Origin of the sequence: Desulfovibrio sp. MES5, assembly GCF_002237645.1 — a bacterium.
Taxonomy (GTDB): domain Bacteria; phylum Desulfobacterota; class Desulfovibrionia; order Desulfovibrionales; family Desulfovibrionaceae; genus Desulfovibrio.
The window spans coordinates 108,362-123,888 of record NZ_MJUZ01000011.1; the positions used below are offsets into that span (position 1 = coordinate 108,362).

Below are 15,527 nucleotides of genomic sequence, written 5' to 3' on the forward strand. Positions count from 1 at the left end.
ACAAATTACCGCATGACAGGAGGCCATCGGCTGTTATGGCAGAATTACTGATGAGCCGGCACATCGGGGTTGCCGGCATTAGCGGATTTGGCTTCCGGAAGACAACCCTCCGGAAGCCAAAAAGCGTCAATGTCGTGTCACCTAGCTGACCTTTGAACCACAATAGGGGCAGAAGGTGATGTTTTCCATGGGAATGGGCTGACCGCAGGCTTCATTGGCGCATACGCGCGGCACAGGGCCAAGCTCCACAATGAGTTCGCCCTCGCGCACAGAAACCATCTGCTTGCTTTCTTTGAAGTCAGCGGTTTTCAGTACACGTTTGACCATGCCGTCCACAGGGGCGAGCACGGCTTTTTCCTGCTTCATGATGGACACGTTGAACAGTTCCTCGCCAGCCCTGACCACGTCGCCAGGGTGCACATACATGACCCAGAGGTCGCCGTTGCTAGGCGCGGCCACATGGTACGGGTTGGAAGGATCAGCCATAAGAGCGCCCTTGGCGGCAGTCCCCACGGGCTGGCGCACCTGCACCTCGTTACTCATGAATTCAGAATCCAGCACATAACGGCAGATGGATATCCCGGCCTCATTGGGCGAGGATATGCTCAACAACTGCAGATGATGCGGCTTGCCGCTGCTGTCGTTGAAGTACAGGTCCTGGCCGACCTTCAGCCCTTCGAACCACACATGCAGGGGCAGGTTGTTGGGATCGCCGAACTTGGCCTTGAACTGTATGGTCTTGAGGGCGTCCGCCGGATGATTGAGGTAGAGCACAAACTCTTCATCATTGGGCTTGCGCTTGAGAATGTCGGCGCAGGCCTTTTCTTCCGCAGACAGATTTATATCCGTCAGCGATTCCAGAGGCGAAGTCTCGGTACGGCTGGCAATGGCGTTTTTCCACTCAGCGCCGAAAGCGCTCATGTATACCCAGTCTGCGGGGAAGCCCAGGGGCAGCTTGCCGAACTTGCCAAGCAGAAGATTGCGGAAGGCGTCGTTGCAGTCACGGTAGATGTGCAGACGGGCCTTGCGCATTTCCTGCGACAAATCCTCTTCCGGCGTGCGCGTCACTTCGGCAAGCACCTGAAGCAGGTAGCGCACCTCGTCTTCGCCGCCGCGCTTCCAGGCGCCGGTCACGGCCAGAAATGCCGTGTTCCAGGTGATCTGCGAACCGGGGGTGACGTCATGATACCGCACGATCTGGCGCGTGCTCTCAAGGAACTTGAGCATGTAGGGCAACAGGTGAATGTAGCCCTGCTTCATGGCCCCTTCCTGCGAGGAAGAGGTGGCCCCGCCGGGCATGCCATGCAGGGTGACGTCATAGTCTATGCCCTGGAAGTACGGCGCGCAGTAGCGGTCATAGTAGGGCATGATCTGCTTGCAGACAAAGTTGGCGTCACGGATGGCGCTCTTGTCCAAATGGCACTTGAGGCCAAGTTCATCTTCAATGTAGGCCATGGTGGCCAGCACGTCGCCCTGACCGTACGAACGCACGGCTGAACCCAGGCCCACATCGACAATGTGGGCTCCGGCTTTGGCCGCCGCGCCGCAGGCGGGCACGAAAAGGCCGTCGGTGTAATGGCGGTGATAGTGCAGCACAAGTTCAGGCCAGGCTTTGCGTATGGCCGTGACGAGTTCAGTCATGAAGCGCGGGGGGCACACCCCGGCCATGTCCTTGAGGCCCAGAATGATCTGCCGCGAAGCTTCCTTGGGGTCCACGCCCATGACGCTGCCAACCATGCGCATCATGGCGTCCGTGACGCCAAGATAATGCTGCACGTCAAAACCCTTGGCCCAGGACATGGAGATGGCGGGCTGGAAAATGACGTCCTTGCGGCTGAGAACCACTTCAGCCATGGGACGCATGTTCTCAACATGGTTCAAAAAGTCAAAACAGCGGATGATCTGGTAGTGATCGCAGATCATTTCGCCGGTCTTGAGCATGAGGTTGCGGGGCTGCGGCGTATACCCGAGCACGTTGGTGGAACGCACCAGAAGCTGCTTCATGGTCTTGGGGGCAAAGCGGTTCCACTCCTTCGCCTCGGTGAAGGGGTACGTCATATTGGCCAGCATGGCCACGTGGAAGTGCGCGCCGCCGCCGTTTTCTATGGAGAAGTACCCCACGTTGTCCAGATACGGGCCAATAAGCCTGTCTTCGGCAAGACGAAAACGGTTGCCGGAGTTGGACTGGGTGAAGTCGCGCGGCGTGGTGTCGGTAAAGTGCACCTTTCCGGAATCACGGATATAATCCAGGGTAGCCAGACGGTCGCCCTGCGGATAGGGCGAAGGCTGCCGCCGCTGCGCCGAAGTGATGGCGGGCATTACCGGTTCAAAGGGTCCAAGACAGGGCGTGGTGTCCGAGCGGTATTCGCCAAGCTGCACGTAGGGATTGTAGCCCTTGGCGGAGATTTCGGCCACCAGCTTGGACAGGCGCTCGCCCTCGGGAGCAAGGTCGGTGTAGACCATGAGCTCCGGATGGTCGGCGATAAAGTTGGTGTTGATGTTGCCCTGGCGGAACAGGGGATTCTTTATGACCTGGCGGTAGAAAGGAATGGTGGTCTTGATGCCGCCGATGACATATTCACTGAGCGCGCGCTCCATGATGCCAAGGGTCTTTTCCCAGTCATGAGCATAGGAAATGAGCAGAGCGCCCGCCGAGTCGTAGTTGGCTGGGAACTCGTACCCGGCGCTGATGTTGGAGTCCAGCCGGACGCCGGGGCCGCCGGGCGACACATAGCGCGAAATAAGGCCGGAGTTGGGGGCAAAGTTGTCCTGCGGGTTCTCACAGTTGATGCGCACCTGCATGGCGCAGTACGAGGGACGCAGATTTTCTTCGCGGTAGCGCAGTTCCGCGCCAAAGGCCACGGCGATCTGCTCTTCAACGAGGTCGATGCCGTAGCGGCACTCAGTGATGCCGTGCTCCACCTGAAGCCGGGTATTGACCTCGATAAGGTAGGGCGTGCCTTCGGGCGTGACCAGAAATTCCACAGTTGCCAGGCTGTGATAGCCCACCGCGCGCACCAGACGGCGCGAATAGTCCTTGAGTCTTTCGCGCAGGTTGCGTGAGAGGCCCGGCCAGGGCGAAGGGGTTATCTCAATGAGTTTCTGGTGATTGCGCTGCACGGTACAGTCGCGTTCATCAAAGGCAAAGACATTGCCGTACATGTCGGCAATGACCTGGATTTCAATGTGCCGCACGTCAGCGAGAAATTTTTCCACAAACAGGCGCGGATTGCCAAAAGAAGCCTGCGCCATGGTGGAAGCCTTGAAAAAGGCGTCCTCTAGCTCGGCTTCATTGTGAATGGCGAAAATACCTCGACCGCCGCCGCCGCCTTCAGCCTTGAGCATAATGGGCAGCCCCATCTCGCTGATGAGCTTTTTGGCAGTGGGCACATCAACTGCGCCGTCCGAACCGGGAACCACCGGGATGCCTAGCTTTCGAGCGACTTCCCGCGCCTGAACCTTGTTGCCGAGCAAGTTCATGGCCTCGGCGGTGGCGCCGATAAAGGTAATGCCCGCTTCTTTGCAGCGCGCGGGAAAGCGCGTGTCTTCAGAGGCGAATCCCCATCCGGGATGGATGCCGACGACGCCGCGTTGCTTGGCTTTGGCGATGACTCCGTCAATGTCCAGATAGGCGCGCGGCTCCGCTCCTAGTAGGACCAGTTCCTGCGCGGTGGAGGCCGCCGGAGCGGTTTTGTCCACATCAGTGGCGGTCATGGCTGCCACGGCGTCGAACCGTTCCCGGATGGAGCGGCAAATGCGCCTGCCCGGGATACCCCGGTTGGCGACAAGTATAACCTTACCCTTCAAAAACTCTTGCACTTCCGCGAATGTCTTGTTGCCCATGCCTTTTAACCCTTTACTGCTGCTCTGCCGGTTAGCAGAAGGCTTCCGCTAAAAAATTCCTCAAGCCGTCCGTTTTGGTTAAGACAAAGGCCGCCTGCCGGGCCCAAACCCGTCAACCAGCCGCGCACAATGCGCCCATCGTCGCGCAGCTCCACATCTTTTCCACGCCACAGCAAAAGACTGTCGGCGCGCTTTTTCCACTGCCCGGAAAATGAGTGGGAGTTAATATATGCTGAATGCATGCGCATTACAAGCCGTTGCCATATGACTTCCGCTGTAGAAATATACCCCCCCTCCATATGCCCCAACACTTCACGAAGACAGGTGGCCTCCATGGCGGCGTCTGCCCGCAACTGCGTAGCTGGCGGGGAAAAATCCACGTTGATGCCCATACCCGCCAGCAGTATGCCGCCGCGCTCTTCAAGCAGGATGCCCGCCAGTTTTTTGGGCTGCCCGTCAATATCCTCAATAACAATATCATTGGGCCACTTGAGCTGCACAGGCCAGCCCTCGCTCCGCAAGGCTTTTGCCAGTAAAGACGCTGTGGCCGGGGCCGCTGCGGAACCGTCAAAAGGCGGGGTCACCGGCATCCGCATGGCCACATAGATATTGCCCGGCGGCGAATGCCAGAAGCGCCGCAATTGACCACGCCCGGCGCTCTGGGCCGCGCACTGCACGCTGTCCCACGGCGCAAGCAGGCCACTGGCGGCCATATGCATGGCGGTATCAAGACATGAGGCCAGATGTCCAAAACGCCAGATGGCGGGCGAACGCGAATCCGGCGTTGAAGAGGTCCCCTCGCTTCCCTCATGTGGATGACTGTGACATACTGCGACCATGGAACTTTACCTCGTTGGCGGCGCGGTGCGCGACATGCTGGTGGGCCGGACGCCCACGGAACTGGATTTCGCCTTTAGCGGCACTGTGGCAGATTTTCTGGATCTCCATCCTGATGCCCGGCGTGTTGGCAAAAGCGTACACGTTTGTCTGTGGCGCGGACGGGAATGTATGCCCCTGCGCGGCAACAGCCCAGAAAACGATTTCATGGCGCGCGACCTCACGGTCAATGCCCTGGCGCTGGACAGCGCAGGAAGACTGTATTCGCACCCGCAGGCTCTTCACGACCTGCAGCGGCGGATTCTGCGTCCTGCCTCCCCCACTTCTTTTGCCAATGACCCCACACGAATCTTCCGCCTGGCGCGCTTTGCAGCCGCCTGGCCTGACTGGAGCATCGACAGAAGCGCCTTTGAGCAGATGCGCGCCCTTTCGGCAGCGGAACTCGCCGCTTTGCCCGCCGAACGTGTGGGCCGCGAAATTGTCAAGGCTCTGGGAGCCCCGGCTCCCGCCCGCTTTTTTCGCGTGCTGGCCCAGGGGCACGCCCTGCGGCCATGGCTCACGGAACTGGACGAAGCAAGCCGGATTCCCGCAGGCCCCAGGCAGTGGCACAACAATTCGGTTCTCGGCCACAGCCTGCGCATTATGGACACGGTTGCTGGCGACGCATTGACGGCCTGGATGGCCCTTTGCCATGATTTGGGAAAAATCCAGACCGACCCTGCCCTGCTGCCGCATCACTATGGCCATGAAAAACGCGGCATTGCCCTGAGTGCCGACATGGCGCATCGCCTGCGCCTGCCAGCCCGCTTTGCCAAGGCCGGTATGCTTGCGGCGGCGGAGCACATGAAAGGCGGCATGTATTCAATGCTTCGGCCCGGAACCCGCCGCGACCTGCTCTGGCGGGTGCATGCGTCAGGCCTTGACCAACAGTTCTGGCGGCTGGTGGATGCGGACAGCGGCAGCCCTGTCAGCGCTGTGGCTCTTGCGCATCTGGCTGTGCTTCTTGATTTGCGTCTGCCCGATGCGTGGCGCGACAAAGGGGAAATTTCTGCCCGAAAGCTGCGGGACCTGCATTGCCAGGCACTGGCAAAACTTTAGAGCATTTAACACTTGAAATGCTTGCGTGCGGCAGGCAAAAGCCTGCCTGCTTGCATTTCGTGGCAAGGATTTTCCTGAAAATCCTTGCAGAGCAGTGAACTCATTTCATTCGTAAACTGCTCGAGCGCGATCAGTGGTGGGGGTATCCCCTCGCCAAGGTCACAACACAGCCGCAAGGACGTTCCCCTGGCAAACAACTGAGCTTGCGTCTTCACCGGCAAGCGCCGCCCGTCGCCGCTCACATCACAAAGACGCGGCGCAAGCAGGCTCCGCTCCACGTTCACCGCACAAAGCAGCGCAGCCCGCGTCCATGTAGCGTTCACAAAGAGCGTCCATGTCCGGGCCATGGTCCAATCCGCACAAATGCCCCATGCCGTGGGCCAGAAGCCGCACGGCATGCTCAGCCGGGTCCTGCCCGTACAGCAGGCACTCCCTGCGCAGTGTGTCCAGTGAAAGAAGTAGAACTCCGGGAGCGTCCGCCCCGCCGGGAAAGGAAAGAATATTGGTGGGGCCCGAGCAGCCGAGATGTCTGGCGTTGGCATCCGCAATGGCGGCATCGTCCAGCAAAAAAAGCTCAACTTCCGCCGGAACCTGAAATTCTTCGGAGGCAGGCGGGGCCGCATCCGGAAGCACTTCAAGCATGGCCTCAAGAGCTGTTTTCATCTGACGCCAGTGGAGCGGCGTGAAGGCAGCACCCTGAGGGTAATGACAAAAGATGCGAACCCGTCCGTCCCCTTTTGCGCGCGCCAGGGATGAGGAAAACGACGTCACCGCGCGCCATTGCCCGAAGGCTTTTGCGGCGCACCCTGCCCTTGCTGGCCTGACTGCCCTGGCTGACTGGTCCGATCCGACTGGCTGACCTGGCTCGGCTGCCCTGTCTGGCCCGGCTGTTCTGTCTGATCTGACGGCCTACGCTGGCCCGCTTGAGCGCCAGCGGCGGAAAGGCCCGAACCGTTGCCATTGGTGGGCGCAGTGGGCGTCTTTTCAGATTTCACACTTTCCGTGCCGCCATTCTTCGCTCCGCCCTGCGACGCGGGATAGGGCGTGACAACAGGAACATAAGGAAGAACCGGCATAGTCGCAGTGGGGGAAGCAGCCCCTCCGGCTTCGCCCTTGGGCTCCTGCCGGGCCTCGCCCTTGCCTTCCGGCCGGGCTTCAGGCTTGCCATTGGGCTTGCCATCAGATTTTCCATCAGGCTTGCCATCGACCTTGCCCCCAACCTTGTTGGCAACGTCACGTATTTTGGCGTCGGGATAGGCAATGCGCTGGTGAAAAATACCCGTGAGGATGCGCTGGAAGTTCTCGCTGAGATAATGCAGATCCTTGAACGTCAGCTCGGACTCGTCCAACTGCCCTTCGGAGAAAATCCCCTTGATGATGGCGTCAATATGGCTCTTGATGCGCGCCGGGGTGGGGTCGGTAAGCGTGCGGCTTGAAGCCTCCACCGAGTCGGCCAGCATGAGAATGGCGGCTTCCTTTGTCTGCGGCCTCGGTCCCAGGTAGCTGTAATCGGACTCTCTGGGCTTTTCGCCCATATTGAGGGCTTTCTGGTAGAAATAGCGGATGATGCGCGTGCCGTGGTGCTGGCTGATGATATCTACAATGTCTTGACCAAGTTTGTAGCGTTCGGCCAGTTCCGTGCCTTTTTTGACATGGGACAGCAGAATAAGCGCGCTCATGGACGGCGCGAGCTTGTCGTGCTTGTTGGGGCCGCCAAACTGGTTTTCGATGAAATACTCGGGATAGGACAGCTTGCCCACGTCATGATAGAGCGCGGCCACCTTGCACAGCAGGCTGTTGGCGCCGATGGCCTTGGCCCCGGCTTCCACCATGTTGGATACCACCAGCGAATGGTGATAGGTGCCGGGCACCGTCACCATAAGTTCCTGCATGAGCGGCTGTTCGAGGCTCATGAGCTCCATCAGGCGGAAGCGCGTACTGTAGCCGAAGCTCAGTTCCAGCACCGGGCTGACGGCAAAAAGCAGAATGAGCGACAGCAGGCTGTTGATGGCCACTGCGGCAAGCTGCACAGGCAGTTCGGCCGGGGCCGTCTGCGACAGCAGGGCCGTGCCGAACCAGATGAGCGACTGGCCAATGGTCAGGGGCACAATGCTCCACACCACATCCTGACGGCTCTGGGCGTTGGTCACAAGCCATGTGGCCAGCATGCCCCCAAGAAACTGGAACAGAAAGAAGTAAAAATCTTCCTGAAACATGAGCATGGTGAAGAACGACAGCAAAAGCCCCATGGTGCAGTAGCGCCGGGCCGCAAAAACCATGGCCACAAGCCCCACGGCGCCCGCCACGGGAAAGCCCAGACCAAGGGTATTGAGAAAAGTCACGCTGTCCATGCGCAGGCCCAGCACATAGACAATCTTCGCCCCTGCGCCAAAAAGCAGAAGCAGCAGCGAAATCAGCAGCATATCCTTACAGCGCAGCGGTGTTCCGGGCTTGCCGCTTGGCGCGACAAAAAAACCGACGCTCAGGACCAGGGAACACAAAAAGGCTCCCATTGCCGTGCCCCAATGCATGGGGTCAGACGCGGATTTATACAGGGTTTGCAGTTTTATCTGCTGTTCGCGACTGACACGCTCACCCTTGCGTATTAAGATTTCGCCCTTGAGAATCTGATAGTATACCGGCTCCACCATGCTCATGACGGCGTTGCCGCGCTTTTGCGTGGCTTCGCGGTTAAGCGTGAGCGAGGCGGGCACGGTGGCGGAAAGCAGAATATTGATGGCCCGGCGTGACTGCGCGTTTAGGGAGGGAACCTGCCGGACAATGGAAGAAACCTCGGCCAAAAACGATTGCACGTCGGGCAGGCTGGTCACTTCGGGGCGCAGGATTTCCGTATTATTATCAAGATTGCGGATGATGACGCCGCTGCGCCCGACCCTGGCAGAGCGTATGTCGCCCACAAGCCCTTCGGCCATGTGTTCGCGGATGCTGGGCAGCAGTGTTTTCAGCAGATAGGACTGAACCTCTGGATGCGACAGTTCAGGCAGCACTTCATCGGCCACGGGCGGGGTCAGTTCATCGGCAAGGCGCTGCAGAGGGCCTTCATGGGCTTTATAGTCCACCCCGTTATTCAGGCTGCGCAAAATCTCCACAATGCGGTTTTGAAAAGCCACATAGGGTTCCAGGCTCAGGTCATACACAGGGGGCTGCAAAAACAGCACCTGCTTACGGCGCGCCTTGGTGGCCTGCGTATCTTCCACCAGAATGTCGCGGTCGGCGATAACATCCGAGTCCGCCACCTGCCCGGCCACATAGATTCTGGGCACCACTTCAAAATTGGCCCCGACCAGAAGCGACAGGGCAAAAAAAGTAATGATGAGGGCCGCCAGCCCCCAACCGCAGTGATGCCGCGCCCTCAACGCATGGATGAGCGCCAGGAAGCTAGCTGGCCGTGCCGTCTTTTTCTGCGTTATCATAAGCGTTTACAATGGCTCCCACCAAAGGATGGCGCACAACGTCGGCTTTGCTGAAGCGGTGTACGGCCAAGCCAGGCACATCAGGAAGAATATTCAGCGCATGAATGAGCCCTGAACGCGGACGCTGGCCCCCAGGCTGCATAGGCAGATCAATCTGCGTAATATCGCCGGTGACGACCATCCGCGAGCCAAAACCCATGCGCGTGAGAAACATTTTCATCTGTTCCCGAGTGGTGTTCTGGGCTTCGTCCAAAATTATGAAGGCGTCATTGAGCGTACGCCCCCGCATAAAGGCGAGGGGGGCCACTTCAATGGAGCCAACCTCCATCATGGAAGCTACCTTGGGCTGGGGCATCATATCGTGCAGAGCGTCATAGAGAGGCCGCAGGTAGGGATTGACTTTTTCCGCCAGATCTCCGGGCAGAAAACCCAGACGTTCCCCCGCTTCCACCGCCGGACGGGTAAGCACAATACGTTTGACCTTGTGCTGCTGAAACATGGACAGGGCCATGGCCACAGCCAGATAGGTTTTGCCCGTGCCAGCCGGGCCAACGGCAAAAACCAGCTCATGACGCCGTAAGAGATCAAGGTAGGTGCGCTGGGCCACATTGCGGGCTGTGACCGTTTTGCGGGGCGTATTCACAAAAACCGCATCGCGGAAAATCTGCGAAAGGTTCAGCCCAGGGTCTGCGCTGAGCATCTCATACGCGCGCGTATAGTCCTGCTGGCTCAGAACAAGCCCACCCCGCAGCAATTCATACAGCTGCACAAAAACATTGCACAAAACCTGACGAACATCCGCGTCTGTCGATTCGATCAGAATACGGGCCCCACGACTTGTGATGCGCGCCCCGCTGGCGACCGCCAGCAGATCGAGATGCGCATTGTGGGGCCCAAATAGCTGATTTGCCAGGGCTGAATCGTCAAATTCAACGGTTTCATTCATGGAAGATCGTACTGCCATGCTCGCTCTCTAGCCTATTTTATGTGGGCTGTCCATCATTGCAAGGGATACGCTCCATCATCCTTTACGGCAAGTTCTTCCCGCAGTTGCCCGCACCGCTTTGTTGGAGGGCCGGGCGTTATGGATGCTCAGCATGGTTCATATTTTGCATAAATGTGGACAGATATTTTTAGGCAATTATTGCCGGGAGGAACCATGAGCATATCCAGCATCAACAGCTATACTACGGCCACGCTGCAATGGCAGGGGCAGCAGTTGAAAAGCACGGGAACCAGCAGCACCTCCAGCAGTTCTTCCAATAGCCTCAGCACCCTCTTAAGCTCCAGCAATTCCATGACAAGCCAGCTTTCCAGCATGGTTGAGCTGACCAAGTACGCCATGGAAGCCATGGGACTTTCCGACAACAGCCGCGTGACGTTCAGCCAGATCACCAAATATCGCGAGCAGCTGCTTTCAAGCTTTAACGACAGCGTCAAGAGCGGTCTTTCCAATATCGGGATCAGCAATCTTCAAGACATCACCTTCTCGCTGGATGCTGACGGCAAAATGACCGCCTCAAGCTCCAACGCCGCCGACCAGAAAGCAGCCCAGGCATGGCTTGACGCCAATCCCAGCCTCGGCAAGGACCTGCGCGCCGCACTCACCACCGCCGGTCTTGACGCCAGCACCTCTGTGAGCATGAAGGTAAGCAGCACGGGCAAGCTCAGCGTGGTCAACACCGCGCAGAACGCCATACAGACCGCCCTTGATTCAAGCAGCGACCTGAGCACGAAACTGCGTGCCGCCTTGAACGAAATGGGCGTCGACCTGTCCACGCCCATGAATTTTACGCTTAATGCCGACGGACATCTTGAGGTCAGCGGTGAAAGCGAGCAGGCCGACGCAATCAATGAATGGCTTGAAAAAAATCCAGCTCTGGCTCAAAAACTTACGGCCCAACTGAAAACACAGAATGTGGATTCTTCTGCCGTGAGCCTCAGGCTTGGCACAACGGGCAACGTTCAGGTCACGGTCAATAACAGCGATCTCACAGACGCCCAGGAAGTGCTCAACAAAAGCAGCCTGGGGCAGACCCTGTACAGCGGCCTGAGCAGTCTTGGCGTGGACGCCAACGTAAAATTCACCCTTCAGGTCAATACCGACGGCAGCGTCACCGTCGTCAGCGACAGCGCAGACAAGGCAAAGATACAGCAGTTTTTTGACGACAACCCTACCCTGGTCAAACAATATCAGCAGATCGAGGCACTTTCCGGCCTTGATGACGCGCGTAAGGCCATGCAGATAGCGCCGTCAGAAATGCGCAAACGCATAGAGGTGGAGTCCATGGCCGCCTGGTGGTCAGGGTCGGATAGCTCAAGCTCATATTTCGGCAGCTATTCAAACGGCAGTATGAGCGTTCTTGCAGGTCTCAATCTCAGCGTGTGACCAAAAAGCGCCCCTGCCAGTCTTTCAGGCAGCAGCGCCAGGCAAAAAACCTGGCGCTTTTTTATGGCATGATGCACGCTGTCGCACCTCATGAGCATTCTGGTTTTCTTGCGCTTTACTGGATAATTACGGCCCGTTTTGCCTCTCAATTCCATAACTTGTTGACAAGAAGTTCATTATTTATAAAACTAACTAGGTTATAAGGGGCGATAACACCGATTTCATGTTAAATAACCGATGATCTTCATGGGCGGCAGCCTGCGACCCCCCAAACAAGCCGTCAAGCAATGAGGCCATGCCGACAGTGCCTGCCATAGGCGCGCTGCCGTCAGCGGACGTCTTTCCTTTTTTGGAAAACCCTCAACGCTCGGCCATGTAAACCGGCAGCCCTATCTATTGGTAATTTCCGCCAGTTTTCGGCCACGCGCCGATGCTGACGGTTTACATTGGTTAAGGACCACAACTTTTCCCGCAAGGGATTTTGGGGACGTTTATCGAACAAATCCAAAGTTTGCTCCCTGCAATGCACCTTTTTAGGAGGAAACCATGACCCTGAAAAAAATCCTTTTGTCCGCGCTGGCAAGCCTGATGCTGCTTACCGCCGCCCATTCAGTTGCCCAGGCGGAAGAACTGACCGGCACCCTGAAAAAAATCAAGGAAACCGGCGTAATCGTTGTAGGGCATCGCGAATCCTCCGTACCTTTTTCGTACTATGACTTGCAGCAGAACGTCATCGGCTATGCGCAAGACTACTCCAACAAGATTGTTGACGCTGTGAAAAAGCAGCTCAACATGCCCGACCTGAAAGTGCGTTTTGTGCCCATTACCTCGCAAAACCGCATTCCCCTGCTTCAAAACGGCACCTACGACTTTGAGTGTGGTTCAACCACCAACAATCTTGATCGTCAGCAGCAGGTGGATTTTTCCAACACGTTTTTTATCGTCGGCACCCGTCTGCTTACGCATAAAAACTCCGGCATCAAAGATTTTGACGACCTCAAGGGCAAAAATGTGGCCGTCACCGCCGGGACCACTTCAGAAATGCTGCTGAACAAGATGAACGACGAAAAGAAGCTCGGCGTCAACGTCATCAGCGTTAAAGACCATGGCGATGCCTTCCGCACTGTGGAATCCGGCCGCGCCGTAGCCTTCTTTATTGACGACGCCCTGCTGGCTGGCGAACGCGCCAAGGCCAAAAAGCCTGCCGACTGGGTCATCGTGGGCACCCCCCAGAGCTTTGAAGCCTACGGCTGCATGGTTCGCAAGGGCGACGCCCCCTTCAAGAAGCTGGTGGACGGCACCATTGCCGAACTGCAGCTGAGCGGCGAGGCTGAAAAGTCTTACGAACGCTGGTTCAAACAGCCCATCCCCCCCAAGGGCATGAACATGAACTTTGACATGTCCGACGAAATGAAGAACCTGTTCAAGGCCCCCAACGACAAAGCCCTGAATTAATCTTTGTTTGAATCTTGGTTTGCAATGCGGAGCGCCAGCCGTACATCTCGCTGGCGCTCCGCTATCAGACTTGCCTTACGCCACAAGGCATAATGAATCACGCTTTATCTTTATGGATGGAACTTTCTGATGCAGGCTAACTGGAACTGGGGCATTTTCTTTGAACAAGCGCCGTTCGGAAACGTCACCTACCTTAACTGGTTGATTGACGGTTTTCTCACTACCGCGGCTCTTTTTATCTGTGCCTGGATTGTAGCCTTCATTACAGGCTCTTTTTTTGGTATATTACGTACATTGCCCAGCAAGGTTCTTCGGAGCGTGGGCGCCACGTACGTTGCCATTTTTCGCAACATCCCCCTGATCGTTCAGTTTTTCATCTGGTATCTGGCGGCGCCCGACCTTCTGCCGCGCGACCTCAGCGTCTGGTTTAAATCCGAACTGAACCCCAACGCGCAGTTTTTCATTCTTTCCACCTGTGCGCTCGGGCTGTTTACAGGCGCCCGCGTCTGTGAACAGGTACGGTCGGGCATTCTGGCTCTTTCGCGCGGGCAGCGCTACGCGGCCCTGGCCCTGGGCCTTACCCTGCCCCAGACCTACTTTCACGTGCTGCTTCCCAATGCCTACCGCATTATCATACCCCCATTGACCTCAGAAATGCTCAATATGGTCAAGAACACGGCTGTGGCCTCCACAATCGGACTGGTGGAGCTCACGTCGCAGGCAAACCGCCTGCTGGAATTTTCGGGCTTTGCCTATGAATCCTTTATTGCCGTCACCCTGGCCTATGTATTTCTGAACTTTATCGTCATGCGTCTCATGAGGATGCTTGAAAAGAAAATGCGGCTGCCCTCCACAGGCATGGGAGGCAAAAATGTTTGATTTTGACTGGAGCATCATTGAGCAGAGCCTGCCCCTGCTGGGTCAGGGCGCTATGGTCACGCTCAAGATAACGCTGACGTCCATTGTGCTTGGCATGGTGATTGGCACCCTTCTGGCGGTGGCGCGCATATCTATTTATGCCCCCCTGCGCTGGCTTTCGGCGGCGTATGTCAACTGCTTCCGCTCGGTACCGCTGGTTATGGTTCTGTTGTGGTTCTACCTTATTGTGCCACAATTTCTGACCAAATTTCTCCATCTTTCGCCCTTGACGGACATACGCCTTGTTTCGGCCATGGTTGCCTTTACCGCGTTTGAGGCCGCCTATTACGCTGAAATCATTCGCGCGGGCATGAACAGCGTGTCCAGAGGGCAAAACTATGCGGCTCTTGCCCTTGGCATGACCAAGTCGCAGACTCTCATCTATGTCATCCTGCCGCAGGCTTTTCGCGTTATGACGCCCCTGCTGCTGACCCAGGGCGTGATTCTGTTTCAGGATACGGCCCTCGTATACATCATAGGCCTTGCAGATTTTTTCCGCACCGCCACCAACATTGGCAAGACCACCGGCTATGAAATAGAAATGGTGCTCTTTGCGGGCGCTGGCTACTTCGTGGTCTGCTTCTGCGTTTCCCTGGCCGTAACCGTGGTAAAAAAGAGACTCAAGCTATGAACACCCCTACCGAAGAAGCAATGATTGTTCTGAACAACGTATCCAAGTGGTACGGTGATTTTAATGTGCTGCGCGAATGCACCACCAGCATCCACAAGGGCGAGGTGGTGGTGGTATGCGGGCCTTCCGGGTCGGGCAAATCAACGCTTATCAAGACTGTCAACGGCCTTGAACGCGTGCAGAACGGCCAGATATTCGTCAACGGCATTGAAGTAACCAACAAACGCACCAACCTTGCGGAGCTTCGCAGCCGCGTGGGCATGGTCTTTCAGCACTTTGAGCTTTTTCCCCATCTGAACATCATTCACAATCTTGTCCTCGCGCAGGAAAAAGTGCTCAAAAGAAATCATGAAGAAGCCAGAGAAAAGGCGCTTGCCCTGCTGAGCCGGGTGGGACTTGACCAGCATACGGAAAAGTACCCCTCGCAGCTTTCAGGCGGCCAGCAGCAGCGTGTGGCCATTGCCCGCGCCCTGTGCATGGACCCCGTGGCCATGCTTTTTGACGAACCCACCTCCGCCCTTGACCCGGAAATGATCAATGAAGTTCTGGATGTTATGGTGGAGCTTGCCTATGAAGGCATGACCATGATGGTGGTCACGCACGAAATGGGCTTTGCCCGCAAGGTTGCGCACAGGGTGCTCTTTATGGAAGAAGGACTTATTCTTGAGGACACGCCCAAGGAGCAGTTCTTTGACAGCCCGCAGACCCAGCGCGCCAAAGAATTTCTGGCCAGCATCATCTCGCACTGATTTTCGCACCGGCGCAGCCCGTTCATGACGGAATGCGTCATGAGTTCAAGCATTACTGTCAATTACAAGAAGGCCGCCCCTCACGGGGCGGCCTTCTTGTAATTTGGTTGCGGCGCGCTGCACTCTCGAGCAGCGCAAAAACACCGTAATTTTTTTTGGGGGGCGTAGGGGAG

At 57.1% G+C, this 15,527-nt stretch carries 11 protein-coding genes; 6 read left to right on the top strand and 5 right to left on the bottom strand.

All coding sequences use genetic code 11. The annotated features are described in order from the left end of the window. Window positions 1-141: 141 nt before the first annotated feature. On the bottom strand, window positions 142-3,843 hold the full coding sequence (locus BCS36_RS03870; RefSeq protein ID WP_291301597.1) for a pyruvate carboxylase: 3,702 nt from the start codon (window positions 3,841-3,843) through the stop codon (window positions 142-144). Between the two features lie 5 nt (window positions 3,844-3,848). Beyond that, window positions 3,849-4,682 (bottom strand): biotin--acetyl-CoA-carboxylase ligase, encoded by an 834-nt coding sequence (locus tag BCS36_RS03875; protein WP_291301598.1) that lies wholly within the window; start codon window positions 4,680-4,682, stop codon window positions 3,849-3,851. Between BCS36_RS03875 and BCS36_RS03880 the strand changes: the two genes are divergently transcribed. After that, the gene (locus tag BCS36_RS03880; RefSeq protein ID WP_291301599.1) at window positions 4,681-5,778 is read left to right on the top strand and encodes a polynucleotide adenylyltransferase; all 1,098 of its coding nucleotides are present in this window, start codon (window positions 4,681-4,683) and stop codon (window positions 5,776-5,778) included. The genes BCS36_RS03875 and BCS36_RS03880 overlap by 2 nt on opposite strands. Window positions 5,779-6,021: 243 nt before the next feature. Here BCS36_RS03880 and ybeY read toward each other — a convergent pair whose 3' ends face one another. The 3 genes from ybeY to BCS36_RS03895 form a co-directional block, all read right to left on the bottom strand. Beyond that, a complete protein-coding gene (gene ybeY / locus BCS36_RS03885; RefSeq protein WP_291301600.1) occupies window positions 6,022-6,420 on the bottom strand; it encodes an rRNA maturation RNase YbeY in 399 nt (132 codons plus the stop codon). Between the two features lie 125 nt (window positions 6,421-6,545). Continuing rightward, complete coding sequence (locus BCS36_RS03890; RefSeq protein ID WP_291301601.1) at window positions 6,546-9,212, bottom strand: HDIG domain-containing metalloprotein; 2,667 nt, start codon at window positions 9,210-9,212, stop codon at window positions 6,546-6,548. After that, on the bottom strand, window positions 9,178-10,176 hold the full coding sequence (locus BCS36_RS03895) for a PhoH family protein (protein WP_291301602.1): 999 nt from the start codon (window positions 10,174-10,176) through the stop codon (window positions 9,178-9,180). Before BCS36_RS03895 ends, BCS36_RS03890 begins: the two co-directional genes overlap by 35 nt. Window positions 10,177-10,371: 195 nt before the next feature. Between BCS36_RS03895 and BCS36_RS03900 the strand changes: the two genes are divergently transcribed. The 5 genes from BCS36_RS03900 (at window position 10,372) to BCS36_RS03920 (ending at window position 15,354) form a co-directional block, all read left to right on the top strand. Beyond that, complete coding sequence (locus BCS36_RS03900) at window positions 10,372-11,601, top strand: hypothetical protein (protein ID WP_291301603.1); 1,230 nt, start codon at window positions 10,372-10,374, stop codon at window positions 11,599-11,601. Window positions 11,602-12,147: 546 nt separating this feature from the next. Next, window positions 12,148-13,056: a glutamate/aspartate ABC transporter substrate-binding protein gene (locus tag BCS36_RS03905; protein ID WP_291301604.1), complete on the top strand. Its 909-nt coding sequence runs from the start codon at window positions 12,148-12,150 to the stop codon at window positions 13,054-13,056. A 129-nt stretch (window positions 13,057-13,185) separates the two neighbouring features. Next, the gene (locus tag BCS36_RS03910; RefSeq protein ID WP_291301605.1) at window positions 13,186-13,935 is read left to right on the top strand and encodes an amino acid ABC transporter permease; all 750 of its coding nucleotides are present in this window, start codon (window positions 13,186-13,188) and stop codon (window positions 13,933-13,935) included. After that, a complete protein-coding gene (gltK, locus tag BCS36_RS03915; protein WP_291301606.1) occupies window positions 13,928-14,605 on the top strand; it encodes a glutamate/aspartate ABC transporter permease GltK in 678 nt (225 codons plus the stop codon). The genes BCS36_RS03910 and gltK overlap by 8 nt, the downstream gene beginning before the upstream one ends. A gap of 20 nt (window positions 14,606-14,625) precedes the next feature. Then, entirely contained in the window at window positions 14,626-15,354 is a 729-nt protein-coding gene (locus BCS36_RS03920; protein WP_291301737.1) for an amino acid ABC transporter ATP-binding protein, read from the top strand. Window positions 15,355-15,527: the final 173 nt, after the last annotated feature.